This is a genomic window from Streptomyces sp. NPDC057900, assembly GCF_042887885.1.
Taxonomy (GTDB): domain Bacteria; phylum Actinomycetota; class Actinomycetes; order Streptomycetales; family Streptomycetaceae; genus Streptomyces.
Genome location: NZ_JBHVOI010000001.1, coordinates 810770 through 830338 on the forward strand (window position 1 = coordinate 810770; position 19569 = coordinate 830338).

At 71.0% G+C, this 19569-nt stretch carries 17 protein-coding genes and 1 riboswitch; of the genes, 4 read left to right on the plus strand and 13 right to left on the minus strand.

What is annotated here, in order from left to right:
• The first annotated feature begins 45 nt into the window (after positions 1-45).
• Genes ACFVQ0_RS03295 through ACFVQ0_RS03305 form a run of 3 tightly spaced genes read left to right on the plus strand, consistent with a single transcriptional unit; the run spans position 46 to position 3162 of the window.
• Positions 46-858 carry an STM4013/SEN3800 family hydrolase gene (locus ACFVQ0_RS03295; RefSeq protein ID WP_390085360.1) on the plus strand — a complete coding sequence of 271 codons (813 nt, stop codon included), beginning with the start codon at positions 46-48 and terminating at the stop codon, positions 856-858.
• Positions 855-2216: an STM4012 family radical SAM protein gene (locus tag ACFVQ0_RS03300; RefSeq protein ID WP_390084051.1), complete on the plus strand. Its 1362-nt coding sequence runs from the start codon at positions 855-857 to the stop codon at positions 2214-2216. Before ACFVQ0_RS03295 ends, ACFVQ0_RS03300 begins: the two co-directional genes overlap by 4 nt.
• 7 nt (positions 2217-2223) lie before the next feature.
• Positions 2224-3162, plus strand: coding sequence for an STM4011 family radical SAM protein (locus tag ACFVQ0_RS03305; RefSeq protein WP_390084053.1), 939 nt, complete (start codon positions 2224-2226; stop codon positions 3160-3162).
• A gap of 13 nt (positions 3163-3175) precedes the next feature.
• On the opposite strand, the gene ACFVQ0_RS03310 is transcribed toward ACFVQ0_RS03305, so the two are convergent.
• Both ACFVQ0_RS03310 and ACFVQ0_RS03315 read right to left on the minus strand, forming a co-directional pair.
• Complete coding sequence (locus tag ACFVQ0_RS03310; RefSeq protein WP_390084055.1) at positions 3176-4021, minus strand: SGNH/GDSL hydrolase family protein; 846 nt, start codon at positions 4019-4021, stop codon at positions 3176-3178.
• Positions 4022-4236: 215 nt separating this feature from the next.
• Positions 4237-5190, minus strand: coding sequence for a peptidoglycan DD-metalloendopeptidase family protein (locus ACFVQ0_RS03315; RefSeq protein WP_390084057.1), 954 nt, complete (start codon positions 5188-5190; stop codon positions 4237-4239).
• Positions 5191-5193: 3 nt separating this feature from the next.
• Positions 5194-5384, minus strand: a riboswitch (cyclic di-AMP (ydaO/yuaA leader).
• A 445-nt stretch (positions 5385-5829) separates the two neighbouring features.
• On the opposite strand from ACFVQ0_RS03315, the gene ACFVQ0_RS03320 reads away from it, so the two are divergent.
• Complete coding sequence (locus ACFVQ0_RS03320) at positions 5830-6642, plus strand: tyrosine-protein phosphatase (RefSeq protein WP_390084059.1); 813 nt, start codon at positions 5830-5832, stop codon at positions 6640-6642.
• A gap of 26 nt (positions 6643-6668) precedes the next feature.
• Here ACFVQ0_RS03320 and ACFVQ0_RS03325 read toward each other — a convergent pair whose 3' ends face one another.
• The 11 genes from ACFVQ0_RS03325 to hpnC all read right to left on the minus strand — a co-directional run bounded on the left by ACFVQ0_RS03325 (position 6669) and on the right by hpnC (position 19385).
• Positions 6669-6845, minus strand: a complete 177-nt coding sequence (locus ACFVQ0_RS03325) for a DUF6126 family protein (protein WP_390084061.1) — start codon at positions 6843-6845, stop codon at positions 6669-6671.
• A gap of 43 nt (positions 6846-6888) precedes the next feature.
• On the minus strand, positions 6889-7497 hold the full coding sequence (locus ACFVQ0_RS03330) for a helix-turn-helix domain-containing protein (RefSeq protein ID WP_390084063.1): 609 nt from the start codon (positions 7495-7497) through the stop codon (positions 6889-6891).
• A gap of 67 nt (positions 7498-7564) precedes the next feature.
• The gene (locus ACFVQ0_RS03335; RefSeq protein WP_390084065.1) at positions 7565-8959 is read right to left on the minus strand and encodes an aspartate aminotransferase family protein; all 1395 of its coding nucleotides are present in this window, start codon (positions 8957-8959) and stop codon (positions 7565-7567) included.
• Positions 8956-10893: a 1-deoxy-D-xylulose-5-phosphate synthase gene (gene dxs / locus ACFVQ0_RS03340; protein WP_390084067.1), complete on the minus strand. Its 1938-nt coding sequence runs from the start codon at positions 10891-10893 to the stop codon at positions 8956-8958. Before dxs ends, ACFVQ0_RS03335 begins: the two co-directional genes overlap by 4 nt.
• Before the next feature lie 218 nt (positions 10894-11111).
• Positions 11112-12131, minus strand: a complete 1020-nt coding sequence (hpnH, locus tag ACFVQ0_RS03345) for an adenosyl-hopene transferase HpnH (protein ID WP_123530534.1) — start codon at positions 12129-12131, stop codon at positions 11112-11114.
• A 5-nt stretch (positions 12132-12136) separates the two neighbouring features.
• Positions 12137-12796, minus strand: coding sequence for a 1-hydroxy-2-methyl-2-butenyl 4-diphosphate reductase (locus ACFVQ0_RS03350; protein WP_390084069.1), 660 nt, complete (start codon positions 12794-12796; stop codon positions 12137-12139).
• Positions 12796-14799 carry a squalene--hopene cyclase gene (shc, locus tag ACFVQ0_RS03355; protein WP_390084071.1) on the minus strand — a complete coding sequence of 668 codons (2004 nt, stop codon included), beginning with the start codon at positions 14797-14799 and terminating at the stop codon, positions 12796-12798. Before shc ends, ACFVQ0_RS03350 begins: the two co-directional genes overlap by 1 nt.
• A 107-nt stretch (positions 14800-14906) precedes the next feature.
• Positions 14907-16010 (minus strand): polyprenyl synthetase family protein, encoded by a 1104-nt coding sequence (locus tag ACFVQ0_RS03360; protein ID WP_390084073.1) that lies wholly within the window; start codon positions 16008-16010, stop codon positions 14907-14909.
• The gene (hpnE, locus tag ACFVQ0_RS03365; RefSeq protein ID WP_390084075.1) at positions 16007-17395 is read right to left on the minus strand and encodes a hydroxysqualene dehydroxylase HpnE; all 1389 of its coding nucleotides are present in this window, start codon (positions 17393-17395) and stop codon (positions 16007-16009) included. The genes ACFVQ0_RS03360 and hpnE overlap by 4 nt, the downstream gene beginning before the upstream one ends.
• Before the next feature lie 119 nt (positions 17396-17514).
• Positions 17515-18435, minus strand: coding sequence for a presqualene diphosphate synthase HpnD (hpnD, locus tag ACFVQ0_RS03370; protein WP_390084077.1), 921 nt, complete (start codon positions 18433-18435; stop codon positions 17515-17517).
• Positions 18436-18464: 29 nt separating this feature from the next.
• Entirely contained in the window at positions 18465-19385 is a 921-nt protein-coding gene (gene hpnC, locus ACFVQ0_RS03375) for a squalene synthase HpnC (protein ID WP_390084079.1), read from the minus strand.
• Between the last annotated feature and the right edge of the window lie 184 nt (positions 19386-19569).

Here is a 19569-nt window from a genome sequence, read left to right on the forward strand (position 1 = left end):
GGCGGTCCCCCGTCCGGTGCCGCGGACGGCGCCCCGAACCCGGACATGAGCGAGGTCGTCGGCCACGACGATCTGCTGCTCGTCACCCTGGACACCCTCCGGTACGACGTCGCGGCGGAGCTGGCCGCCGCCGGCCGTATCCCGAACCTCGCCCGGCACCTGCCGGCCGGGGGCTGGGAGCGGCGGCACGCTCCGGGGAGTTTCACGTACGCCTCGCACCAGGCGATCTTCGCGGGGTTCCTGCCCACACCGGCCGCACCCGGCCCGCACCCCCGGCTGTTCGCCGCCCGGTTCGCGGGCAGTGAGACGACCGAGGAGCGCACCTTCGTCTTCGACACCCCCGACCTGGTCTCGGGACTTGCCGGGGCCGGGTACCGCACGGTGTGCGTCGGCGGGGTGGGGTTCTTCAACCAGCGGGCACCGCTCGGCTCGGTGCTGCCCGGGATGTTCCACGAGGCGCACTGGGAACCCGAGTTCGGCGTCGCCTCGCCCACCTCATTCGAGGCGCAGGTGGCCCGCGCCGAGCGGGTCGTCGCCGGACTGCCGCACGGACAGCGGCTGTTCCTCTTCGTCAACGTCTCCGCGCTGCACCAGCCGAACTGGTTCCACCGGCCCGGCGCGACCCGGGACACGGGTGACAGCCGCGCGACGCACGCCACCGCGCTGGAGTACGTCGACGCCCATATCGGCCGGCTCTTCGCCGCCGTGAGCAGCCGCCGCCGCGCCTTCGCCATCGTCTGCTCCGACCACGGCACGGCGTACGGCGACGACGGCTACACCGGTCACCGGCTCGGGCACGAGTCCGTCTGGACCGTTCCGTACGCCCACTTCTTCCTGGAACCGGGGACCGCACGATGACCAGTCCGCACACCGTCCGGCCGTACCGGAGCTATGTGTACGCCTATCCGCACAAGACGGCGTACGAGCCGCTCGGCCGGCTGCCCGGCGGGCGTCCGGCCCTGCGGGATCTGTGGGCCGGGGAAGGCAAGGACGCGCTCTCGCTCTATCTCCACATACCGTTCTGCGAGGTCCGCTGCGGCTTCTGCAACCTCTTCACCCGGGTCGGCGCCCCCGACGAGCTGACCGGCCGCTACCTCGACGCGCTGGACCGGCAGGCGACAGCCGTACGGGAGGCCTTGGGCGACACGGAGCCGGTGCGTTTCGCCGCGGCGGCCTTCGGCGGCGGAACCCCGACCTTCCTGACGGCGGGCGAACTGGAGCGCCTCTGCGACATAGCGGAGAAGCGCATGGGCGCCGATCTCCGCTCCGTGCCCCTGTCCGTCGAGACGTCACCGTCGACCGCCACCGCCGACCGGCTGGCCGTCCTGGCGGAGCGCGGGGCGACCAGGATCAGCATCGGTGTGCAGAGCTTCGTGGAGGCCGAGGCACGGGCGGCGGTGCGTCCGCAGCGCCGGGCGGATGTGGAGGCCGCCCTGGGGCTGATCAGGGACGCCCGCATACCGGTCCTCAACATCGACCTGATCTACGGCATCGACGGACAGGACGAGGCGAGCTGGCGCACCTCGCTCGACGCGGCGCTCCAGTGGCGGCCGGAAGAGCTGTACCTCTACCCGCTGTACGTCCGTCCGCTGACCGGCCTCGGCCGGACCGGCGCCGCCGCGGCGGACGCGGAAACCGCCTGGGACGAACAGCGACTGCGGCTCTACCGCGCGGGCCGCGATCACCTCCTGGCGCACGGCTACGAGCAGGTGTCCATGCGGATGTTCCGGCGGGCCGACGCCCCGCCCGCGCAGGGCCCCGACGACTACGCGTGCCAGACCGACGGGATGGTCGGTCTCGGCTGCGGCGCCCGCTCCTACACCTCCCGGCTGCACTACTCCTTCGACTACGCCGTGGAGATGCGGGAGATACGGACGATCATCGACGGCTACACCGCGACCGAGGACTTCTCGCACGCCGAGGTGGGCCGGTACACCGACGGCGACGAGGCACGCCGCCGCCATCTCCTCCAGTCGGTCCTGCAGGCCGGGGGTATGCGGCTGCCGGAGTACCGCGAGCGGTTCGGCAGCAGCCCGCAGGACGACTTCCCCGCGGAGCTGGCCCTGTTCGAGGAGCGGGGCTGGCTCGATCCGGACGCACCGGCCGCCGGGCTGCTGCGCCTGTCGCCCGAGGGGCTCGCGCACTCCGACGCGCTGGGCCCCGAGCTCTTCTCCCCCGCCGTGCGGGCCGCGATGGCCTCGTACGAGCTGAAGTGAGCCCCGTATGGATCTGACGATTCTCTACCGGGGTCCGCTCGCGTCGTGCGATTACGACTGCCCGTACTGCCCGTTCGCCAAGCGGCGCGACAGCCGGGAGCAGCTGCTCGCCGACCGGGCCGCGCTGGAGCGGTTCACGGCATGGGCGGCGGCGCAGCGGGACGACCGGATCTCGGTGCTGTTCACCCCGTGGGGCGAGGGGCTCGTCCGCTCCTGGTACCGCCGGGCGATGGTCGAGCTGGCCGGGCTGCCGCACATCCGCCGGGTGGCGATCCAGACGAACCTGAGCGGACGTACGCGGTGGCTGGCCGGGGCGGGCGCCGCCGGCCGGGACAAGATCGCGCTCTGGTGCACGTACCACCCGGGCCAGACGCCGTACGAGCGTTTCCTGGACCGGTGCGGGGAGCTGACGTCCCTGGGGATCCGGCACAGCGTCGGCGTGGTCGGCCTGGACGATCACCTCGACGAGGCCCGGCGGCTGCGGGCGGCGCTGCCGGCGGACGTGTACCTCTGGGTCAACGCCGCGGAGGGGCACACCTACACGGACGCGGAGGCCGCCCGGTGGACGGAGATCGACCCGCTGTTCCCGTACAGCCGCCATCCGCACCGCTCGGCCGGGCTGCCCTGCCGGACCGGTGAGTCGGTCATCTCGGTGGACGGGGAGGGCACGGTGCGCCGCTGCCATTTCGTCCGGGCCGAGCTCGGCAATCTCTACGACGGCAGCTACCGCGAGGCACTGGGCCCCCGGCCGTGCCCGCTGGCGATGTGCGACTGCCATATCGGCTACGTCCATCTGGAGACGCTGCCGCTGTACGACGTGTTCGCGGGCGGCGTGCTGGAACGCGTACCGGCCCGGTTGCCGCGTTCCGCCGGGCGGGCGGGTCCCCAACTCCTGGGGACGCCCTCGCCGGAGTTCGCCGAACGGCACCCGTTCGGCGAACTCTGACCGGACCGGCCTCTCAGAGGGGCAGCAGGTCCGGCCGCTTCGCCTCCACGTGGTCCCCCGACGACTCGCCGCGCAGCCGGCGCCCGATCCACGGCACCAGGTACTCGCGGGCCCAGTGGATGTCGTCGCGCCGGACCTCCAGCGTTCCCCGGTGCGCCTGCGGCGGCCACTCCTGGTCCGGGTCGGCCGGCACGTCGAGTCCGAGGACCTGGGCGGCGCGCAGCGCGACGCGGGTGTGCCCCTCGGGCGACAGGTGCAGCCGGTCGCCGTCCCAGGCGCGCCGGTCCTGCACGGAGCGCAGGGACCACAGGTCGAGCACCGGGCAGTCGTAGCGGTCCGCGATGGACCGCACGTGGGCGGTGTAGGTGGCGATCTTGCCGCGCAGATGGCGCAGGACCGGAACACCTCGGGTGTCGAAGCCGGTGGTGACCATGACGGTGCCGACCGACCGGGTCAGCTCGGCGACCGCGCGCTCGAAGCGCTCGGCCACGTCGTCGGGGTCGGTGCCCGGCCGGATGATGTCGTTGCCGCCCGCGCAGAAGCTCACCAGGTCCGGGGCGAGTTCCTTGGCGCGGGGTACCTGCTCCTCGACTATCTGGTCGAGAAGGCGTCCTCGTACGGCGAGATTGGCGTACCGGAAGTGTCCGGGCGCGGCGGCTGTGCCGCCCTGCGCCGTTTCCGGGTCCGGGAGCTGGTCGGCCAGGATTACCGCGAACCGGTCGGCCCAGCCGACGAATGTCCCGCCCGGGCCGGGGTCGCCGACTCCCTCGGTGAAACTGTCGCCAATCGCCGCGTACGACTCGATGGCGCCCTGTCGGTTGATGACGCCCTGTCGGATGTTTCTCGAATCGTCTGCCACAAGGGCATATCCTGCACCGTCGATTGTGACCTACGCGACCGTAATACGGGGTTGACGGGTGGTGAGATAGACCACCCGGTCAGATTTTGGTAAAGGGGGAATAAGGACGGTCGCCCCAGCCGCACCGGCATCGACAAAGCAGAGGGACGGTGCGCCGCCGCGCACCGTCCCTCTGTACTGACCTGGTCCGGGTCACCGGACCGCCGCTGTCCGGATCAGACGTTGATCCCGTGCGACGCCAGGTAGGCGATCGGGTCGATGTCCGAGCCGTACGCCGGGCCGGTGCGGACCTCGAAGTGGAGGTGCGGGCCGGTGGCGTTGCCGGTGGCGCCGGAGAGGCCGACCTGCTGGCCCGCGGTCACGGTCTGGCCCGCCGAGACGGAGAGCGAGGACATGTGGCCGTACTGCGAGTAGTGGCCGTCGGCGTGCTTGATGACGACCTCGTTGCCGTACGCGCCGCCCCAGCCCGCGGTGACGACGGTGCCGGAGGTGATCGCCTTCACGCTGGTGCCGGTGGAGACGGGGAAGTCGATGCCGGTGTGGCTGCCGCTGGACCAGCTGGCACCGGAGGCGCGGTAGGCGGTGGTGTGGTTACCGGGGACCGGGTGGACGTAACCGGAGGCGCTGCCCTGGTCCGACGAGGCCGTGTTGGAGGCCTGGGTGTCGGAGGAGGACGCGGTGTCGGAGGCCGCGGGCGCCTTCGACTCGGTCTTGGCCGGGGCCTTCGAGGGGGCCTTCGACGGGGTGGTGGCGCCCGTGGAGGTGTGCGAGCCGGTGGCCGGGGCGTGGCCCCAGGCCTTGCCGCCGAGGGTCAGCTTCATGCCCGGGAAGATCAGGCTCGGGTTGTCGCCGACGACCTCGCGGTTGTCCTGGTACAGCTTCTCCCAGCCGCCCTTGACGTGGTGCTCGGCGGCGATCTTCGACAGGTAGTCACCGGAGACCACGGAGTACGTCTTGGTGCCGGACTGCTTGTCCGCGACCGGCTTGGCCGGGGTGGCGTGCGTGGCGGCGGCCGACTTCGCGGTGGCGGGAGCGGCCTGCTCCGCGGCGTTGGCACCGGTGGCGCCAAGCAGCGGAAGCGCGATGACGGCTCCGCCGGCGCTCGCGACGACGACGCCGCGGGCGATGGTGCTGGACTTGGGACGGCGGTGCTTACCCGGGATGGGCATGAAGAATTTCCTCTCCGGCGCCTACGAGGTGAGCTGTCGGGTTCGGGCTGGAGATGCCCGGCCGCGCCTGGCGCGACTTCACCCCGAGCCGTCCGGATCGCTCCGGTCGGCGGCTTACCTGGGTCCCCCGCTCCTGCCACACGGTGAGTGGGTGCGGAATTCCGGACGGCGGCAGGATTAGGCGTTCCATCCGGATTGACATGGAACGTAAGCGAGCCGGGACGGCGGAAACAAGCCACGGGTTCCACGCCGTATTCCGGACCGGGAATTCGATGCGGAATTCCGGTCACACTCCGTGGATTATGGATCTTGGCATTCCGCTTGGCGCACGGATTACCCGAGCGGCGCGCCGCCACACACCGTCACGGATATGATCCCGCTCACGAGAGGGCGACCATCTCCCGCATAAGCAGGGCATGTTCGACTAAAAGCCTCAATACGGACATGTCACGCCTACTGTTCGCGCGGCGTCCCGCAAAGGCACAGCACAGGGGGCGGCACAGGAGGCGAAACAGGGCGCGGGACGGGGCGCGAAACAGGGGCGCCGCCGGGATGATTGTCCGTGTATCCGATGTCGTATCGTCACGGGAATGGACCCGTCGGCGACACGCGTCGGCGGCAGAGCCCCCAGGAGTGACCGTGACGCAGCAGCTGCCACAGACCCCGTCGACGGAACCCGAGCTGGCGGGGGTCCGTAACTTCCGTGACGTGGGCGGACTGCCGACGTCGGACGGTCGCCGGGTTCGCCACGGACGGCTCTACCGCAGCGGCCACCTGGCGAGCGCCACACCCGAGGACGCGGCGTTCCTCGGCGGCCTCGGCCTGCACACGGTCTTCGACTTCCGTAACGCCGCCGACCTCAAGCTGGACGGACCGGACGTCGAGCTGCCCGGCGTGCGCAATGTGAACATCCCGCTCACCGACCCGGCGGACGGCAGCGAGTTCTGGCGGATGGTGCGCGACGGCGAGATGGACGAGCTGCGCGGAATCCTCGGCGGCGGCAAGGGGACGGACCGCATGGTCGCCTCCTACCGGTCGATCATCCTGGACCGCACCGCCGAGCACAGCCGGGTGCTGCACGCCCTGGCCGAGGACAGCGTCCCGGCCCTGATGCACTGCGCGGCGGGCAAGGACCGGGCCGGGCTCTCGATCGCGGTCTCGCTGCTCGCGGTGGGCGTCGGGCGCGACACGATCGAGGCGGACTACCTCAAGTCCAACGACACCCACCGCCGCTACCGGGTGCGCCGCAGCGACACCTCGGAGGCCGGGATGTCGCCCGAGGTGATGGAGCTCCTGAGCCCGCTCTTCGGCGCCCACAGCGAATACCTCGCGGCGGCCTTCGCGACGATCGACGAGACCTGGGGCGGCACGGACCGCTACCTCGCCGAGGGGCTGAAGGTCACGCCCGCGACGCGGGAGCGGCTGCGCGAGCGGCTCCTCGAAGACGCCTGACGGACCCCGGAGAGGGGCGCCGCCGGCTACTGGTTGTGCATCCCCACCGCGAACAGCAGGTAGAGGAAACCGGCGATGACGTGCCCGGCCACCAGGTAGGCGAAGAGCCTGATGACGAGCCCGCGCGGCATCTTGCGCTCCTGGGAGTCGGCCTCCTTGTGCCTGGCCGGGGTCAGCGGGTCGTAGTTCTCTGAATCGGACATGACGGTCCTCTCTGGTGACCGGGCGGGCCGGCGGGACGGCGTCTCAGCGACGGTGGATCCCGCTGCCGAGACACAGCTCGGCAGCGGGGCTCTGCAACAGGGTGTGAACGAAGAGCAGCTCGGCACCCTCGCGGTCCGGCGCCGCGATCCGGTGCGGGGTGAGCGAGTCGAAGTGCGCGCTGTCGCCGGGGCCGAGGTCGTGCACGGTGTCCCCGAGGGTCACCCGGAGGTTTCCGGCCAGCACGTAGAGCCACTCCTCGCCGGGGTGGACGCGCACCAGATCACCCTGCGCGCCGTACGGCACCCGGACGCGCAGCGCCTGCATCGCCCGGCCGGGCCCACCGGCCTGCTGGTACATCCAGCCGTCCGCCTCCGCCCCCTCGAACTTCCGGGCGCGGACGATCGCGTCACGTTCCGGGGGGATCTCGCCGAGCAGCTCGGAGACCGTCGTACCGTAGATCCTGGCGAGTCCGAGCAGCATCGGCAGCGAGGGCTGGCGGCGGCCCGTTTCGAGCCGGGACAGATGGGCGGGCGAGAGCCCGGCGCGCTGCGCGGCGGTCTCCAGGGTCAGCCCACGGCCGCGGCGCAGATCGCGCAGTCGGGGCGCGACACCGGGCAGCTCGTCGGCCGCCCCTGCTTCAGCGGGGTTCATACGTCCATTGGGCCAGGAACTTTCCTGGGAGGCAAATTTCTTGCCTCCCAGGCAAAACCCCTCCCGCTCAGCGGTTGGCCACGGCCTGCTTCACCAGGGTCCGGCCGAAGTCCCACATCAGCCCGCCGTTGTGCGCGTCGTCCATCACCGCCGTGAACGCGGCGACAAACCGGTCCACGTCCGCCTCGTCGATGACGAGCGGCGGAATCAGCTTGATCACTTCGAGGTGGTCGCCGGAGACCTGGGTGAGGATCCGGTGCTTCTGGAGCAGCGGAACGACGACCATCTGCGCGAAGAGTCCCTTACGGGCCGCCTGGAGCATCGTCCAGCGGCTGCGCAGTTTCAGCGAGGACGGCCGGCCGAACTCGATGCCGATCATCAGCCCGCGTCCCCGCACCTCGTGCAGCAGCTCGTAGCGGTCGACCAGGGCGGACAGCCTCTCGCGCAGCAGATCACCGGTGCGGCGCGCGTTGGCCACGGTCTCCTCGTCCTCCATCACCGAGAGGACCGCGAGCCCGGCGGCCATGGCCTGGGCGTTGGAACCGAAGCTGGCCGAGTGGACCAGCACCCGGTCCATCGAGGAGTAGACGCGCTTGAAGATCCAGTCCTTGCCGAGCGTCGCCCCGACCGGCACATAGCCGCCGGACAGCGCCTTGGCGACGCAGACCAGATCCGGTTCGACGCCCTCCTCGTGCTGGTACGCGTAGAAGTCGCCGGTCCGGCCCAGACCGGTCTGCACCTCGTCGGCGATGAGCAGGGCTTTGTGCTTGTGGAGCAGCTCCTGGGCGGCGCGCAGAAAGCCGGGCGGCGAGGCGTGCACACCCTTGCCCTGGATCGGTTCGACGACCAGGCCCGCCACGTCGCCGCGTTTCAGCTCGCGCCGCAGCGCGTCCAGGTCACCGAGCTCGATGGCGGTGTCGGGCAGCAGGGGGGCGAAGCCGTCCCGGAAGCCGTCCTCGCCGTTGACCGAGAGCGAGCCGGTGGTCAGTCCGTGGAAGGCGTGCGCGCAGTACAGGATCCTCGGCTTCCCGGTCGCGTACCGGGCGAACTTGAGCGCCGTCTCGACGGCCTCGGTACCGCTGTTGCCGAAGAACACCCGGTCCAGGTGCGGGCTGTGCGTGAGCAGCTTCTCGGCCAGCAGCCCCGGCAGCGGCTGGCAGTCGAAGCGGGTGAGGTCGGCGAGCGAGGCGTCCAGGACGTCGTGCACCGCCTTGCGTACGACCGGGTGGTGCCGGCCGAGCCCCATCACGCCGAAACCGGCCAGCATGTCCAGGTAGTCGTTGCCCTCCGCGTCCCAGAAGTGCGCGCCCTCGGCCCGTTCGTAGACCTTGTCGAAGCCGATGGTGCGCAGCATCCGCGGGAGCTGGTGGTTGAGGTACTTCGTGTGCAGCTCGTAGCGTTCGGCGCCGCGCTCCGCGAGGAGCTGCGCCAGATCGAAGCCCTTGGGCCCGTCGTCCTTCATGCCCCGCTCTCCTTGTGCCCGTCGTCCAGGGCGTCGCGCTCGTGGTGACCGTCGTCGACGGTCTTCGGCCGCACGGCCAGGGTCGCGCTGATCCGGCCGGCGATCTCGACCGGTGTGAGTCCGATGTCGGCCAGCACCTCGGCGCGCTTGCCGTGCGCGAGGAACTGGTCCGGAATGCCGAACGTGCGCAGCGGTACGTCGACGTCGGCGTCCCGCAGCGCCTGCCCGACGGCCGAGCCGACGCCGCCGGCCCGGCTGTTGTCCTCGACGACGGCGACGAGCCGGTGCCGCGCGGCGAGCGGGGCCAGCTGCCCGTCGACCGGTTTGACCCAGCGGGGGTCGATCACGGTGCAGCGGATGCCGGCGCCCGCGAGCAGATCGGCGGCGCGCAGGCAGACGGGGGCCATGACGCCGACCGCGACGAGCAGCACATCGGCTTCCTCGTCGCGGTGCAGTACGTCCATGGAGCCGATCCGGCCGACGGCGGGGACCGGCTCCCCCACCGACTCCTTGGGGAACCGGATCACGGTCGGGGCGTCGTCGACGTCGACGGCCTCGCGCAGCTGGGCCCGCAGCTGGCCGGCGTCGCGCGGTGCCGCGATCCGGAGTCCGGGTACGACCTGGAGCACGGACATGTCCCACATGCCGTTGTGGGACGCGCCGTCGGGCCCGGTGACCCCGGCCCGGTCCAGGACGAAGGTGGCCCCGCACCTGTGCAGCGCGACGTCCATCAGGAGCTGGTCGAAGGCGCGGTTGAGGAAGGTGGCGTAGACGGCGACGACGGGATGCAGTCCGCCGGTGGCCAGTCCCGCCGCGGAGACCGCCGCGTGCTGCTCCGCGATGCCCACGTCCCAGACCCGGTCGGGGAAGGCCTCGGCGAACTTCGTCAGCCCCACCGGGTGCAGCATCGCGGCCGTGATGGCGACGACGTCGGGCCGCTCCGCCCCGATGGCGGCGATCTCGTCCCCGAACACCGAGGTCCAGGACGGGCCGGCCGCCGGGGTGAGCGGGGCGCAGGTCAGCGGGTCCATCGCGCCGACGGTGTGGAAGCGGTCGGCCTCGTCCTGGAGGGCGGGCTGATAGCCGCGGCCCTTCTCGGTGAGGCAGTGCACGAGGACCGGCCCGTGGAAGCGTTTCGCCCGTTGGAGGGCGGACTCGACGGCGGCGGTGTCGTGGCCGTCGATGGGTCCGACGTACTTGAGGCCGAGGTCCTCGAACATGCCCTGCGGGGCGAAGGCGTCCTTGAACCCCTTCTTCGCGCCGTGCAGCGACTCGTAGAGCGGCTGTCCGATGACGGGGGTCTGCTGGAGGACGCCCTTGCCCCAGGAGAGGAAGCGCTCGTAGCCGTCGGTGGTGCGCAGGGTGGCGAGGTGGTTGGCGAGGCCGCCGATGGTCGGCGCGTAGGAGCGCTCGTTGTCGTTGACAACGATGATCAGTGGCCGGTCCCTGGCGGCGGCGATGTTGTTCAGCGCCTCCCAGGCCATGCCGCCGGTGAGTGCCCCGTCACCGATGACGGCGACGACGTGGTCGGGGCGGCCCAGTACCTGGTTGGCCTTGGCGAGGCCGTCGGCCCAGCCGAGCACCGTGGAGGCGTGGCTGTTCTCGATGACGTCGTGCTCGGACTCCTCGCGGGAGGGGTAGCCGGAGAGGCCGCCCTTGCCGCGCAGCTTGGAGAAGTCCTGCCGCCCGGTGAGGAGTTTGTGTACGTAGCTCTGGTGGCCGGTGTCCCACAGAACGCGGTCCACGGGCGAGTCGAACACCCGGTGCAGGGCGATGGACAGCTCCACGACGCCGAGGTTGGGCCCCAGGTGGCCGCCGGTCCTGGCCACGGCCTCGATCAGGAACTTCCTGATGTCCTCGGCCAGTTCACCGAGCTGTGGTTCGTTGAGCGTCTTGAGATCGTGCGGCCCCCGGATGCTCCGCAGAAGCGACATGCCGGGCCCCCTCTCTAATCCTGTCTCAGCTCATGGTGACGGCGGGGACCCCCGGTGGTGACGTCTCGGTCCTCGTCATCGGCTGGACCGGAACCGGTACGTCCCGGCCGACCGCCGCCGGCCCGGCCGGGACGCGCCGCGCACGGCGGCGCGTCGCGAGCTGCCGGGCCGGCGGCTCGCGGAGAGCCAGTACCACTGGTTCTCCGATGGTCATCACCTCACCGGTTTCCGCCGATGGTCTCCCGCGCGGCACGCAGGGATTCCTTCAGCGACCCCATGGTGGCCAGTACGGCGGTGGGCTCGTAACCGCAGTGCGCCATGCAGTTGGCGCAGCGCGGGTCCTTGCCCCGGCCGTACTTGTCCCAGTCGGTCTCTTCGATGAGCTCCCGGTACGTCGGCACGTAGCCGTCGCTCATCAGGTAGCAGGGCCGCTGCCAGCCGAAGAGCGAGTAGTTGGGAATGGCCCACGCCGTGCACGGGAAGTCGGCCTTGCCCTCCAGGAAGTCCAGGAAGAGCGGCGAGTGGTTCAGCCGCCACCTGGCCCGGTTGCCGCCCGCGAACGACTTCTTGAACAGCTCGCGGGTCTGCTCGACTCCCAGGAAGTGTTCCTGGTCGGGCGCCTTCTCGTATGCGTAGGCGGGCGAGATCATCATCTCGTCGACCTTCAGATCGTCATTGAGGTAATTCAGGACCTCGATGATCGTCTGCGGGGTGTCGGTGTTGAAGAAGGTGGAATTGGTGGTGACCCGGAAACCTCGGCGCTTGGCTTCCTTGATCGCGGCCACCGCCTCGTCGAATACTCCTTCCTTGGCAACCGATTCGTCGTGCCGCTCCCGCAGCCCGTCGATGTGCACGGCGAACGCGAAGTAGGGCGACGGTGTGAACTTCTCCATCTTCTTCCGCATCAACATCGCGTTGGTGCAGAGGAAGACGTACTTCTTCTTCGCGACCAGCTGCCGGACGATTTCGTCGATCTGCGGATGCATCAGCGGCTCACCGCCCGCGATGGAGACCATCGGGGCGCCGGATTCGAGCACCGCGCCGACGGCCTGGGCCACCGGCATCCGCTGCTTGAGAACTCCGGCGGGATGCTGAATCTTCCCGCAGCCTTCGCAGGCGAGATTGCAGGCGAACAGCGGCTCCAGCTCGACAATCAGCGGGAACTTCTCCCGCTTGCGAAGCTTCTGTTCAGCAAGGTACGTCGCAATCTTGATGGTCTGACGGAGTGGCATGGCCATCTAGCTCACCTCCTGGGGAGCAGCAAAGATCGGTGCCATTCATAGAAAGCCGGTAGGACGGCACGGAGAACGCGGAATGCCGATATTCCACCGCGGACCGTGCCGATGCGGACGAGCTCATGCTGTGGAGCGTCCACGACCACCCGTACGGCCGCAACCGGGCGCGGCCCGGCGCGCAGGGCGGTGCGCAGAGTGACGGCGGACTCCATGTCCACCGCAATCGCTCCGGTGGTCCGCAGCTCGGCCCGCTCATGCCCGCGTACGACATGGTCGGAGCCGGTCAGCGGACCGGTGTGGACGGTGCGTCCCGGTACTGCTCTGGCCAGTGCGTCGGCAAGGAGTTCGGTGCCGGTGCAGGCGGCCGACTCCCCGGCGAGCCGGGTCTCGTCGGCCACCACCAGATCTCCGGGGTGCATGCCGGGCGTCAGCCCGGCACAGAACCCCGAGGCGATGACCGCGGCGCCGAACGCCCGGCCCTCGCCGAGCGCCCGTGCCACGGCGGATTCGGCCGCCTTGGGCCCCATGCCCGTACGGATCACGGTCACGGGTCCCGACGCCCTGTCCGCCCTGCTCCTGCCGGTGCGCAGGGCAAGGTGTTCGATGCCGAGCGCGCAGGCGATCAGCAGCGGGGCGGCGGGGCCGGGCGGCCCCGCGGGTTCGCCCATCAGGCCCCCTCACGGAGGTCCGTGCGGCCGGCGAACGGGTCGCCGTGCACGTACCGGCCGAGTGCGGTCAGTGGGAAGACCTGCCGGTAGAGGTGGTAGTTGATGGAGAAGTCCCAGGGGAAGCCGGTACCGGTGAAGTACGGCTCGTCCCAGGATCCGTCGGCCTGCTGGGTCTCGGTGAGCCAGGCGACGCCGCGGGCCACCGCCGCGGTGTCCCGCCGGTCCGCGGCCAGGAGCGCGAGCAGCGCCCAGGCCGTCTGGGAGGCGGTCGAGGCCCCGTGGCCGATCCACTTCTCCTCCTTGTAGGAGCGCAGGTCCTCGCCCCAGCCGCCGTCGTCGTTCTGGACGGACTCCAGCCAGTCGGCCGCGCGCCGGATCGAGGGATGCGCGGCAGGCAGTCCGGCGGCGACCAGGGCGGGCACCACAGACCCTGTTCCGTATACGTAGTTGACCCCCCAACGGCCGAACCAGCCTCCGGCGGCCTCCTGTTCGGAGAGCAACCACTCGATGCCGCGCCTGGTGACGGGGTGCGCGGAGTGGCCCTCGATGGCGAGCATCTCCACCACGTGGCCGGTGACGTCCGCGGACGGCGGGTCGATGACCTCACCGAAGTCGCAGAACGGCAGCCGGTTGGGGAACGGGCTGGTGTTGTCGGCGTCGAACGCCCCCCAGGCGCCGTTGCGGGACTGCATGCCGACGTTCCAGCGCACCCCCCGGGCGATGGCGGCCTCGACCCGTGCCGGATCCGGGTGACGGACCCGGCGCAGCGCGAGGACCACTTCCGCGGTGTCGTCGATATCCGGGTAGTTGTCGTTGTGGAACTCGAACGCCCAGCCTCCCGGCGGGAGTTGCGGCCTGCGCACCGACCAGTCGCCCGGCCGGTCGATCTCCTCGTCGAGCATCCAGTCGGCCGCCTTCACGAGCGCCGGATGGTCGGGGCGCAGGCCTGCGTCGGCGAGCGCGATGGTGGCGAGGCAGGTGTCCCAGACCGGGGACTGGCAGGCCTCGATCATGCGGGCGCCGTCCTCGCGCCAGACCGCGAACCGGTCCAGCGAGGCGAGTCCGGCCCGCATCACCGGGTGGTCGAGGTCGTAGCCCAGCAGGTGCAGCGCGATGACGGAGTAGACGGCGGGCGGCTGGATGCCGCCCCAGCAGCCGTCGTTCTCCTGGCGTTCGATGATCCAGCGTGCGGCCGCGTTCATCGCGAGGCGGCGCACCCGGCGCGGGGCGATCCGGTGATAGAGGTGCAGTGCCTTGTCGAGGCGCTGGAAGACACCGTCCCAACTGGCCGCCGGTGCGGGGCGCCTGGGTGGGTTCGGTTCGCCGGGGTCGGTGTGCAGTTCGTCCAGTGCGAAGGGGGCGGGCCGGACCGGCCGCTTCGCGGAGACGACCGTGAGCGGCACGATGGTCTGGCGGGCCCAGCAGCCGAAGTCGTAGATATTGAGCGGGACCCACTTCGGGAAGAACATCAGCTCGGGCGGGAGTTCCGGCAGGTCGTCCCATTTCCACCAGCCGAACAGGGCCAGCCAGATCCGGGTGAACACCCGGCTCGCCGCGATCCCGCCCTGTTCCCTGACCCACCCCGAGGCGCGGAGCATGTGCGGGTCTTCCGGCCGGTCCCCGGCCAGCCGCAGGGCCACGTACGCCTCGATGGTGGCGGAGAGGTCCCCCGGTCCGCCGTGGAACGTGGCCCAGGTGCCGTCACCGAGCTGCTCGCCGCGGATGAAGCGGCCGGCCGCCTGTACCGTGGCGGAATCCTGGATTCCGAGGAACTGGCGGAGCAGGAGGTCCTCGGCGTCCATCGTGACGTTGGTGGCGAGGTCGCCCTTCCACCAGCCCTGCTCGTCCTGCTTGCCGAGGAGGTGCTCCACCGAGCGTTCCGCGGCCCGCCGCGCGGCGGCCAGTACGTCGTCCGCGGCGATGGTTGATTCGGTTGTCGGTCTACTGGCCGAGGCTGCGCGGGGATCCACAGCCCCGGTGCTTCCGTCGGTCGTCGCTGTCATGGCTTCCCCTTCGTGCAGTTGTTCCTCTGCTGTGCTGGGGTCTCCGTCGGCCGGCGCCCGTGACGGGCACCGGCCGGCGACTGCGAGTCATATGGAACAGATGGCGATCATCTCTTTCGTACGACGACGAAGTCAGCGAGCGCCGTGAGCTGCGCCCGCACGGTCTCGGGCATGTCGACACCGTGCAGCGCCTCGATGGCGACCGCATGCTGACGACGCGCCTCCTGAGCGGTCCATTCACGGCCGCCCGCCTCCTCGATGAGCGCCGCACGGGCGGCGAACTCCTCTTCGGAGAAGCTGTCGAAGTCGCTGCTCTTCGCGTCGGCGGCGAGCAGCTCGCCCAGGCGCTCGGAGGCCGGTCCGCCCGCGGCGAGCGCGGCGACGACCGGCAGGGACTTCTTGCGCTGGCGCAGATCGCTCCACGTCTGCTTGCCCGTGGACTCCGGGTCGCCCCAGATCCCGAGCAGGTCGTCGACCGCCTGGAAGGCGAGGCCGAGGTGGTAGCCGTACGCCTCCAGGACGTCGGCGGTACGGTCGTCGGCGCCGCCGAGCACCGCCCCGATGGAGCAGGCGCAGGCGAGCAGGGCGCCCGTCTTGTTGCCCTCCATCTCCAGGCACTCCTCGACGGTGACCCGCTCGCGGTGCTCGTAGGAGATGTCCTGGGCCTGCCCGTCGATGAGCTTGCGGGTGGCCGAGGTCAGCCGCCTGGCCGCGCGGCCCGCCTCGACCGTCCCGAGCTCCAGGAGGATCTCGTTGGCGAGCGCGAAGAGCGCGTCACCGACCAGGATCGCCTGGGCGGGGCCGTGCACCTTCCACACCGTGTCGCGGTGGCGCCGCTGCTCGTCGCCGTCCATCAGGTCGTCGTGCAGCAGCGAGAAGTTGTGCACGAGTTCGACGGCCACGGCGCCGGGGACGCCGGCCTGCGCGGCGGCGCCGGCCGCTTCCGCGGACAGCAGGGCCAACGCCGGACGCACGGCCTTGCCGCCGTCGCCGTCGGCGGGCCTGCCCTGGGCATCGATCCAGCCGAAGTGATAGGCGGCCACGGTGTCCATGGGCGGTGCGAGCCGGTCAACGGCGGCCCGGAGCACCGGCGTGGAAAGGGCCCGTCCGCGCTCCAGAAGCGCGGTGACGTCCGTGGCGTCCGCCACGGTGTCGGAAGCCGGATTCGCCGGGGTCACTGACTCTCCTCTTGTTCCGGTGGTACTGCTCATGCCGCCTCCTGCAGCGGATGTTCGTGGGGGCGGCCGAGTGCCAGGAGTGCGGCGTCCGCTGCGCCGGCACCGCTGCGGACGGCGCCCTCCATCGTGGCGGGCCAGCCGGTGGCGGTCCATGCGCCGGCCAGGAAGAGGCCGGGGGCCCCGGTACGGGTCCCGGGCCGCAGCCGGCCGACTCCGGGGGCGGGCGCGAAGGTCGCCGTCCGCTCCCGGGTGACGAAGAAGTCCCTGATCCCGGCACCTCGTGCGGCCGGCAGCAGCCGCTCCAGCTCGGGCAGGTAGCGTGCGCGCAGTTCGGAGACGGGCAGGTCGATCTCCTCGCCGGCCGCCGACTGGGAGACCGCGAGGTACTGCCCGGGTCCGGTGAGGCCCGAGGCCTCCGTACGGTCGAAGACCCACTGGACCGGCGAGCCGAGCGCGGTGAAGAACGGCCGCCGCAGCACCTTGCGGTCGTAGACGACGTGCACGTTGAGGATGGGTGAGCTGCCGATCTCCAGCAGCTTCTCCGGGGCGTCGAGCGCGCCCTCCGGCAGCAGGTCGTGGGTCTCGCGCTGCGGCACGGCCAGCACGACGGTGTCCGCCTCGATCCGCTCGGCCCCGGTCTCGACCACCCAGCGTCCCTCGTCGGTACGGGTGAGCGCGGAGGCCTTCGTCCGGAGTTCGGTGCGCACACCGGCGGCGTCCAGGGCCTTACGGCTCAGCGTGTCGTGGATGTCGCCGAGCGGCACGCTCGCCCAGCCGATGTCGGCGGCGCCGGGCTCGGAGAGGAGGCCGGTCTTGAAGACCTTCGCGGCGAGCGCCAGTGAGGAGTTCGGCGCGGTGGCGTTGAGCGTGGCGACGCCGACCAGGTCCCAGAGGGCCTCGACGGTGCGCGGTGACTGGCCGTGCCGGGCGAGCCAGCTGCCGAAGTCGATGTCGTCCAGCGCCGGGTCGTCCGGGTCGAGCCGGCCGAGGGCCAGCGCGGCGCGCCCGACGCTCGCCCGTTCGGTGAGCGAGAGATGCGGGTATCCGGCGAGTCCGGCGGCGAGGTGGAAGGGGACCGGCAGGCCGTTGCGGCGCAGCCGTCCGAGCCGGGGGCCCGCGGGCCGTCCGACATCGAGAACGGGCACGTCCAAACGGTTTTGCAATGGGGCCAGACGGGCGCCCTCGACCCGGTCGAGGAACCAGCGGTACGCGGTGCAGCAGCGCAGGTAGACATGCTGGCCGTTGTCGACCGTCAGTTCGCCGCGCCGGAAGGAGAAGGCGAGGCCGCCGAGCCGGGGCCGACCTTCGAGCAGGGTCACGTCAACCCCGGCATCGGCCAGGCGCAGGGCAGAGGTGATGCCGGCGAGCCCGCCGCCGATCACCACCGCCCGGGAGGAGCGCAGCCTGTCGTCCGTCATGAATCCCCCTCTCGCCAGGTCTTTCCCGTCAGGGACGCAGCGGTACGGCCCGAGGTTGCCCGCCGTCCGCACTGATCATCCATGGTGCTCATGGTGCGCGAGATGTCCGTGCGGCGCATTCAGACACGCCCCCTGGCCGTCCGGCGCGAAATGTAGCGGGCGTCCAGACCGGACAGGCCGCGCACCGCCACGTAGGCCTTCTCGTGGCCCGGCAGCGAGACCCGGCCGCGCAGCACCGCCTCCGGGTCGCGCTCGATCCGGTCCAGGAGCCTGCGGTAGATGCCCGCCATCGCCGCCACGCAGGCACCGCTGCGCCGGTCCAGCATCGGCAGCAGCCGGTACCCCTCCGCGAACAGGGCGCGGGCGCGCCGGACCTCGAAGTGGATCAGCCCGGCGAAGTCCGAGCCGGGCGGCGGGGTGGCCCGGTGGAACCCCTCCGAGCAGCCGAACTTGGCGAGGTCGTCGGCGGGCAGATAGGTACGCCCGTTGCCCGCGTCCTCGCGGACGTCGCGCAGGATGTTGGTCAGCTGGAGTGCGAGGCCGAGCGTGTCGGCGTACTCCGCGGCGCGTTCCGAGCCGGGCGCGCCCGGCTCCGTACCGAAGACGCCCAGGCTGAGACGGCCGATGGCGCCCGCGACGCACCGGCAGTAGGTCTTGAGGTCGTCCCAGGTCTCGTAGGTCGCGCCGCGCACGTCCATCAGCACACCGTCGATGAGCTCGTCGAGCCCCTCCAGCGGCAGCGGGAACCTGCGGGCGGCGTCCGCGAGCGCGACGGCCACCGGATCGGTGTCGTCCTCGTCCACCGCGCCGTCCCGTACCCGGTCCAGGAGTGTGCGGGTGCCCTCCAGGCGGACGCGCTTGGTCTCCGGCTCCAGCTCACCGTCACCGATGTCGTCGACACGACGGGAGAAGGCGTACAGCGCCGACATGGCCTGCCGCTTCTCGGCCGGCAGCAGCCTGATGCCGTACGCGAAGTTCCGCGCCTGCTGTCCGGTGACCGCCTCGCAGTAACTGTATGCGGCCTGTACCGGTGCCGACATGTACGTCGTCTGTCCCTCCACGGTCCGGCTCACCCCTCTCTACGCGCTCTTCGCAAGACAACTCCCACCTCGCGCAGCAGGCTGGGCTTGGTGGGCTTGGGCGGTCCGGGCAGTACATCGAACCCGGCGGCCGCGATCGCGGTGAGGGCGGCACGCCCCCCGCCGACGAATCCGGCGAGAAGCAGCTTGAGCCTGCCGTGGACGCTACCCACCAGGGGGGTGCCTTCATTCAGCAGATCCCCGGCGCGTTCCGCCTCGTACGCGACCAGTGCCCGCACCGACGCGCCCCCCGTGGGGGCCGCCAGATCGGATTCGGCCACATGGAACCTTGCCATGTCGTCGGCCGGCAGGTAGATCCGGTCCCGCCCGAGGTCCTCGGTGACGTCCTGGAGGTGCTCGACGATCTGCAGTGCGGTGCAGACTGCGTCGGAGCGGCGGATACGTTCCGGGCTCGCGGTTCCGGTGAGCTGGAGGACCAGGCGGCCGACGGGGTTGGCGGAGAGTTCGCAGTAGGCGAGCAGCTCCTCGTACGTCCCGTAGCGGCGGATCTTCTGGTCCTGCCGGTTGGCCTCGATGAGGCCGAGGAAGGGTTCCGGGGTGAGCGCGCGGCGGCGCACGGTGGGGCGAAGCGCCTGCATGAGGGGGTGGTGCGGGGTCTCGCCCGTGGTGGCGAAGATCCTGCGCAGGTCGGTCTCCAGCGCGTCGAGCATGGCGAGCCGGTCGTCGCTCTGTGCCGGGTCCAGGCCGAGGTGGCGGGCGTCGGCGCCGCCGGGGGCGAGGTCGCCGTCACCGATGTCGTCGACGAGCCGGGCGTAGCCGTAGACGGCCATCAGGTCGTCGCGCCAGGCGCGCGGCAGGAAGAACGGAGCCACCGGGAAATTCTCGTCGGCGGCCTTGTCGAGGGTTCCGGGTACGGCGGAATCGAGCCGCGCCGGGCGGGCTCGCGTCACTGCGTACCGCCCTGCACGGGGACGGCGTGAGCACCTCGGAGCTGGAGATTATCCGTCATAGCCGTCACATCTCCCGTTCTACACTGCCGACCCAAAACAACCCATTCCGGACACGCCGCCCGTCCTCCCCAGTGCGGAGGACCCCATGGGCCTTCCACTCAGGCGGTATCGCCCCACTTGCAAC

Excerpts from the sequence above, each read along its gene's own strand:
- ACFVQ0_RS03295 (WP_390085360.1), top strand. The coding sequence starts at position 46 with ATGAGCGAGGTCGTCGGCCACGACGATCTGCTGCTCGTCACCCTGGAC.
- ACFVQ0_RS03300 (WP_390084051.1), top strand. The coding sequence starts at position 855 with ATGACCAGTCCGCACACCGTCCGGCCGTACCGGAGCTATGTGTACGCC.
- ACFVQ0_RS03305 (WP_390084053.1), top strand. The coding sequence starts at position 2,224 with ATGGATCTGACGATTCTCTACCGGGGTCCGCTCGCGTCGTGCGATTAC.
- ACFVQ0_RS03315 (WP_390084057.1), bottom strand. The coding sequence starts at position 5,190 with ATGCCCATCCCGGGTAAGCACCGCCGTCCCAAGTCCAGCACCATCGCC.
- ACFVQ0_RS03325 (WP_390084061.1), bottom strand. The coding sequence starts at position 6,845 with ATGTCCGATTCAGAGAACTACGACCCGCTGACCCCGGCCAGGCACAAG.
- ACFVQ0_RS03330 (WP_390084063.1), bottom strand. The coding sequence starts at position 7,497 with ATGAACCCCGCTGAAGCAGGGGCGGCCGACGAGCTGCCCGGTGTCGCG.
- ACFVQ0_RS03335 (WP_390084065.1), bottom strand. The coding sequence starts at position 8,959 with ATGAAGGACGACGGGCCCAAGGGCTTCGATCTGGCGCAGCTCCTCGCG.
- dxs (WP_390084067.1), bottom strand. The coding sequence starts at position 10,893 with ATGTCGCTTCTGCGGAGCATCCGGGGGCCGCACGATCTCAAGACGCTC.
- hpnH (WP_123530534.1), bottom strand. The coding sequence starts at position 12,131 with ATGGCCATGCCACTCCGTCAGACCATCAAGATTGCGACGTACCTTGCT.
- ACFVQ0_RS03350 (WP_390084069.1), bottom strand. The coding sequence starts at position 12,796 with ATGGGCGAACCCGCGGGGCCGCCCGGCCCCGCCGCCCCGCTGCTGATC.
- shc (WP_390084071.1), bottom strand. The coding sequence starts at position 14,799 with ATGACAGCGACGACCGACGGAAGCACCGGGGCTGTGGATCCCCGCGCA.
- ACFVQ0_RS03360 (WP_390084073.1), bottom strand. The coding sequence starts at position 16,010 with ATGAGCAGTACCACCGGAACAAGAGGAGAGTCAGTGACCCCGGCGAAT.
- hpnE (WP_390084075.1), bottom strand. The coding sequence starts at position 17,395 with ATGACGGACGACAGGCTGCGCTCCTCCCGGGCGGTGGTGATCGGCGGC.
- hpnD (WP_390084077.1), bottom strand. The coding sequence starts at position 18,435 with ATGTCGGCACCGGTACAGGCCGCATACAGTTACTGCGAGGCGGTCACC.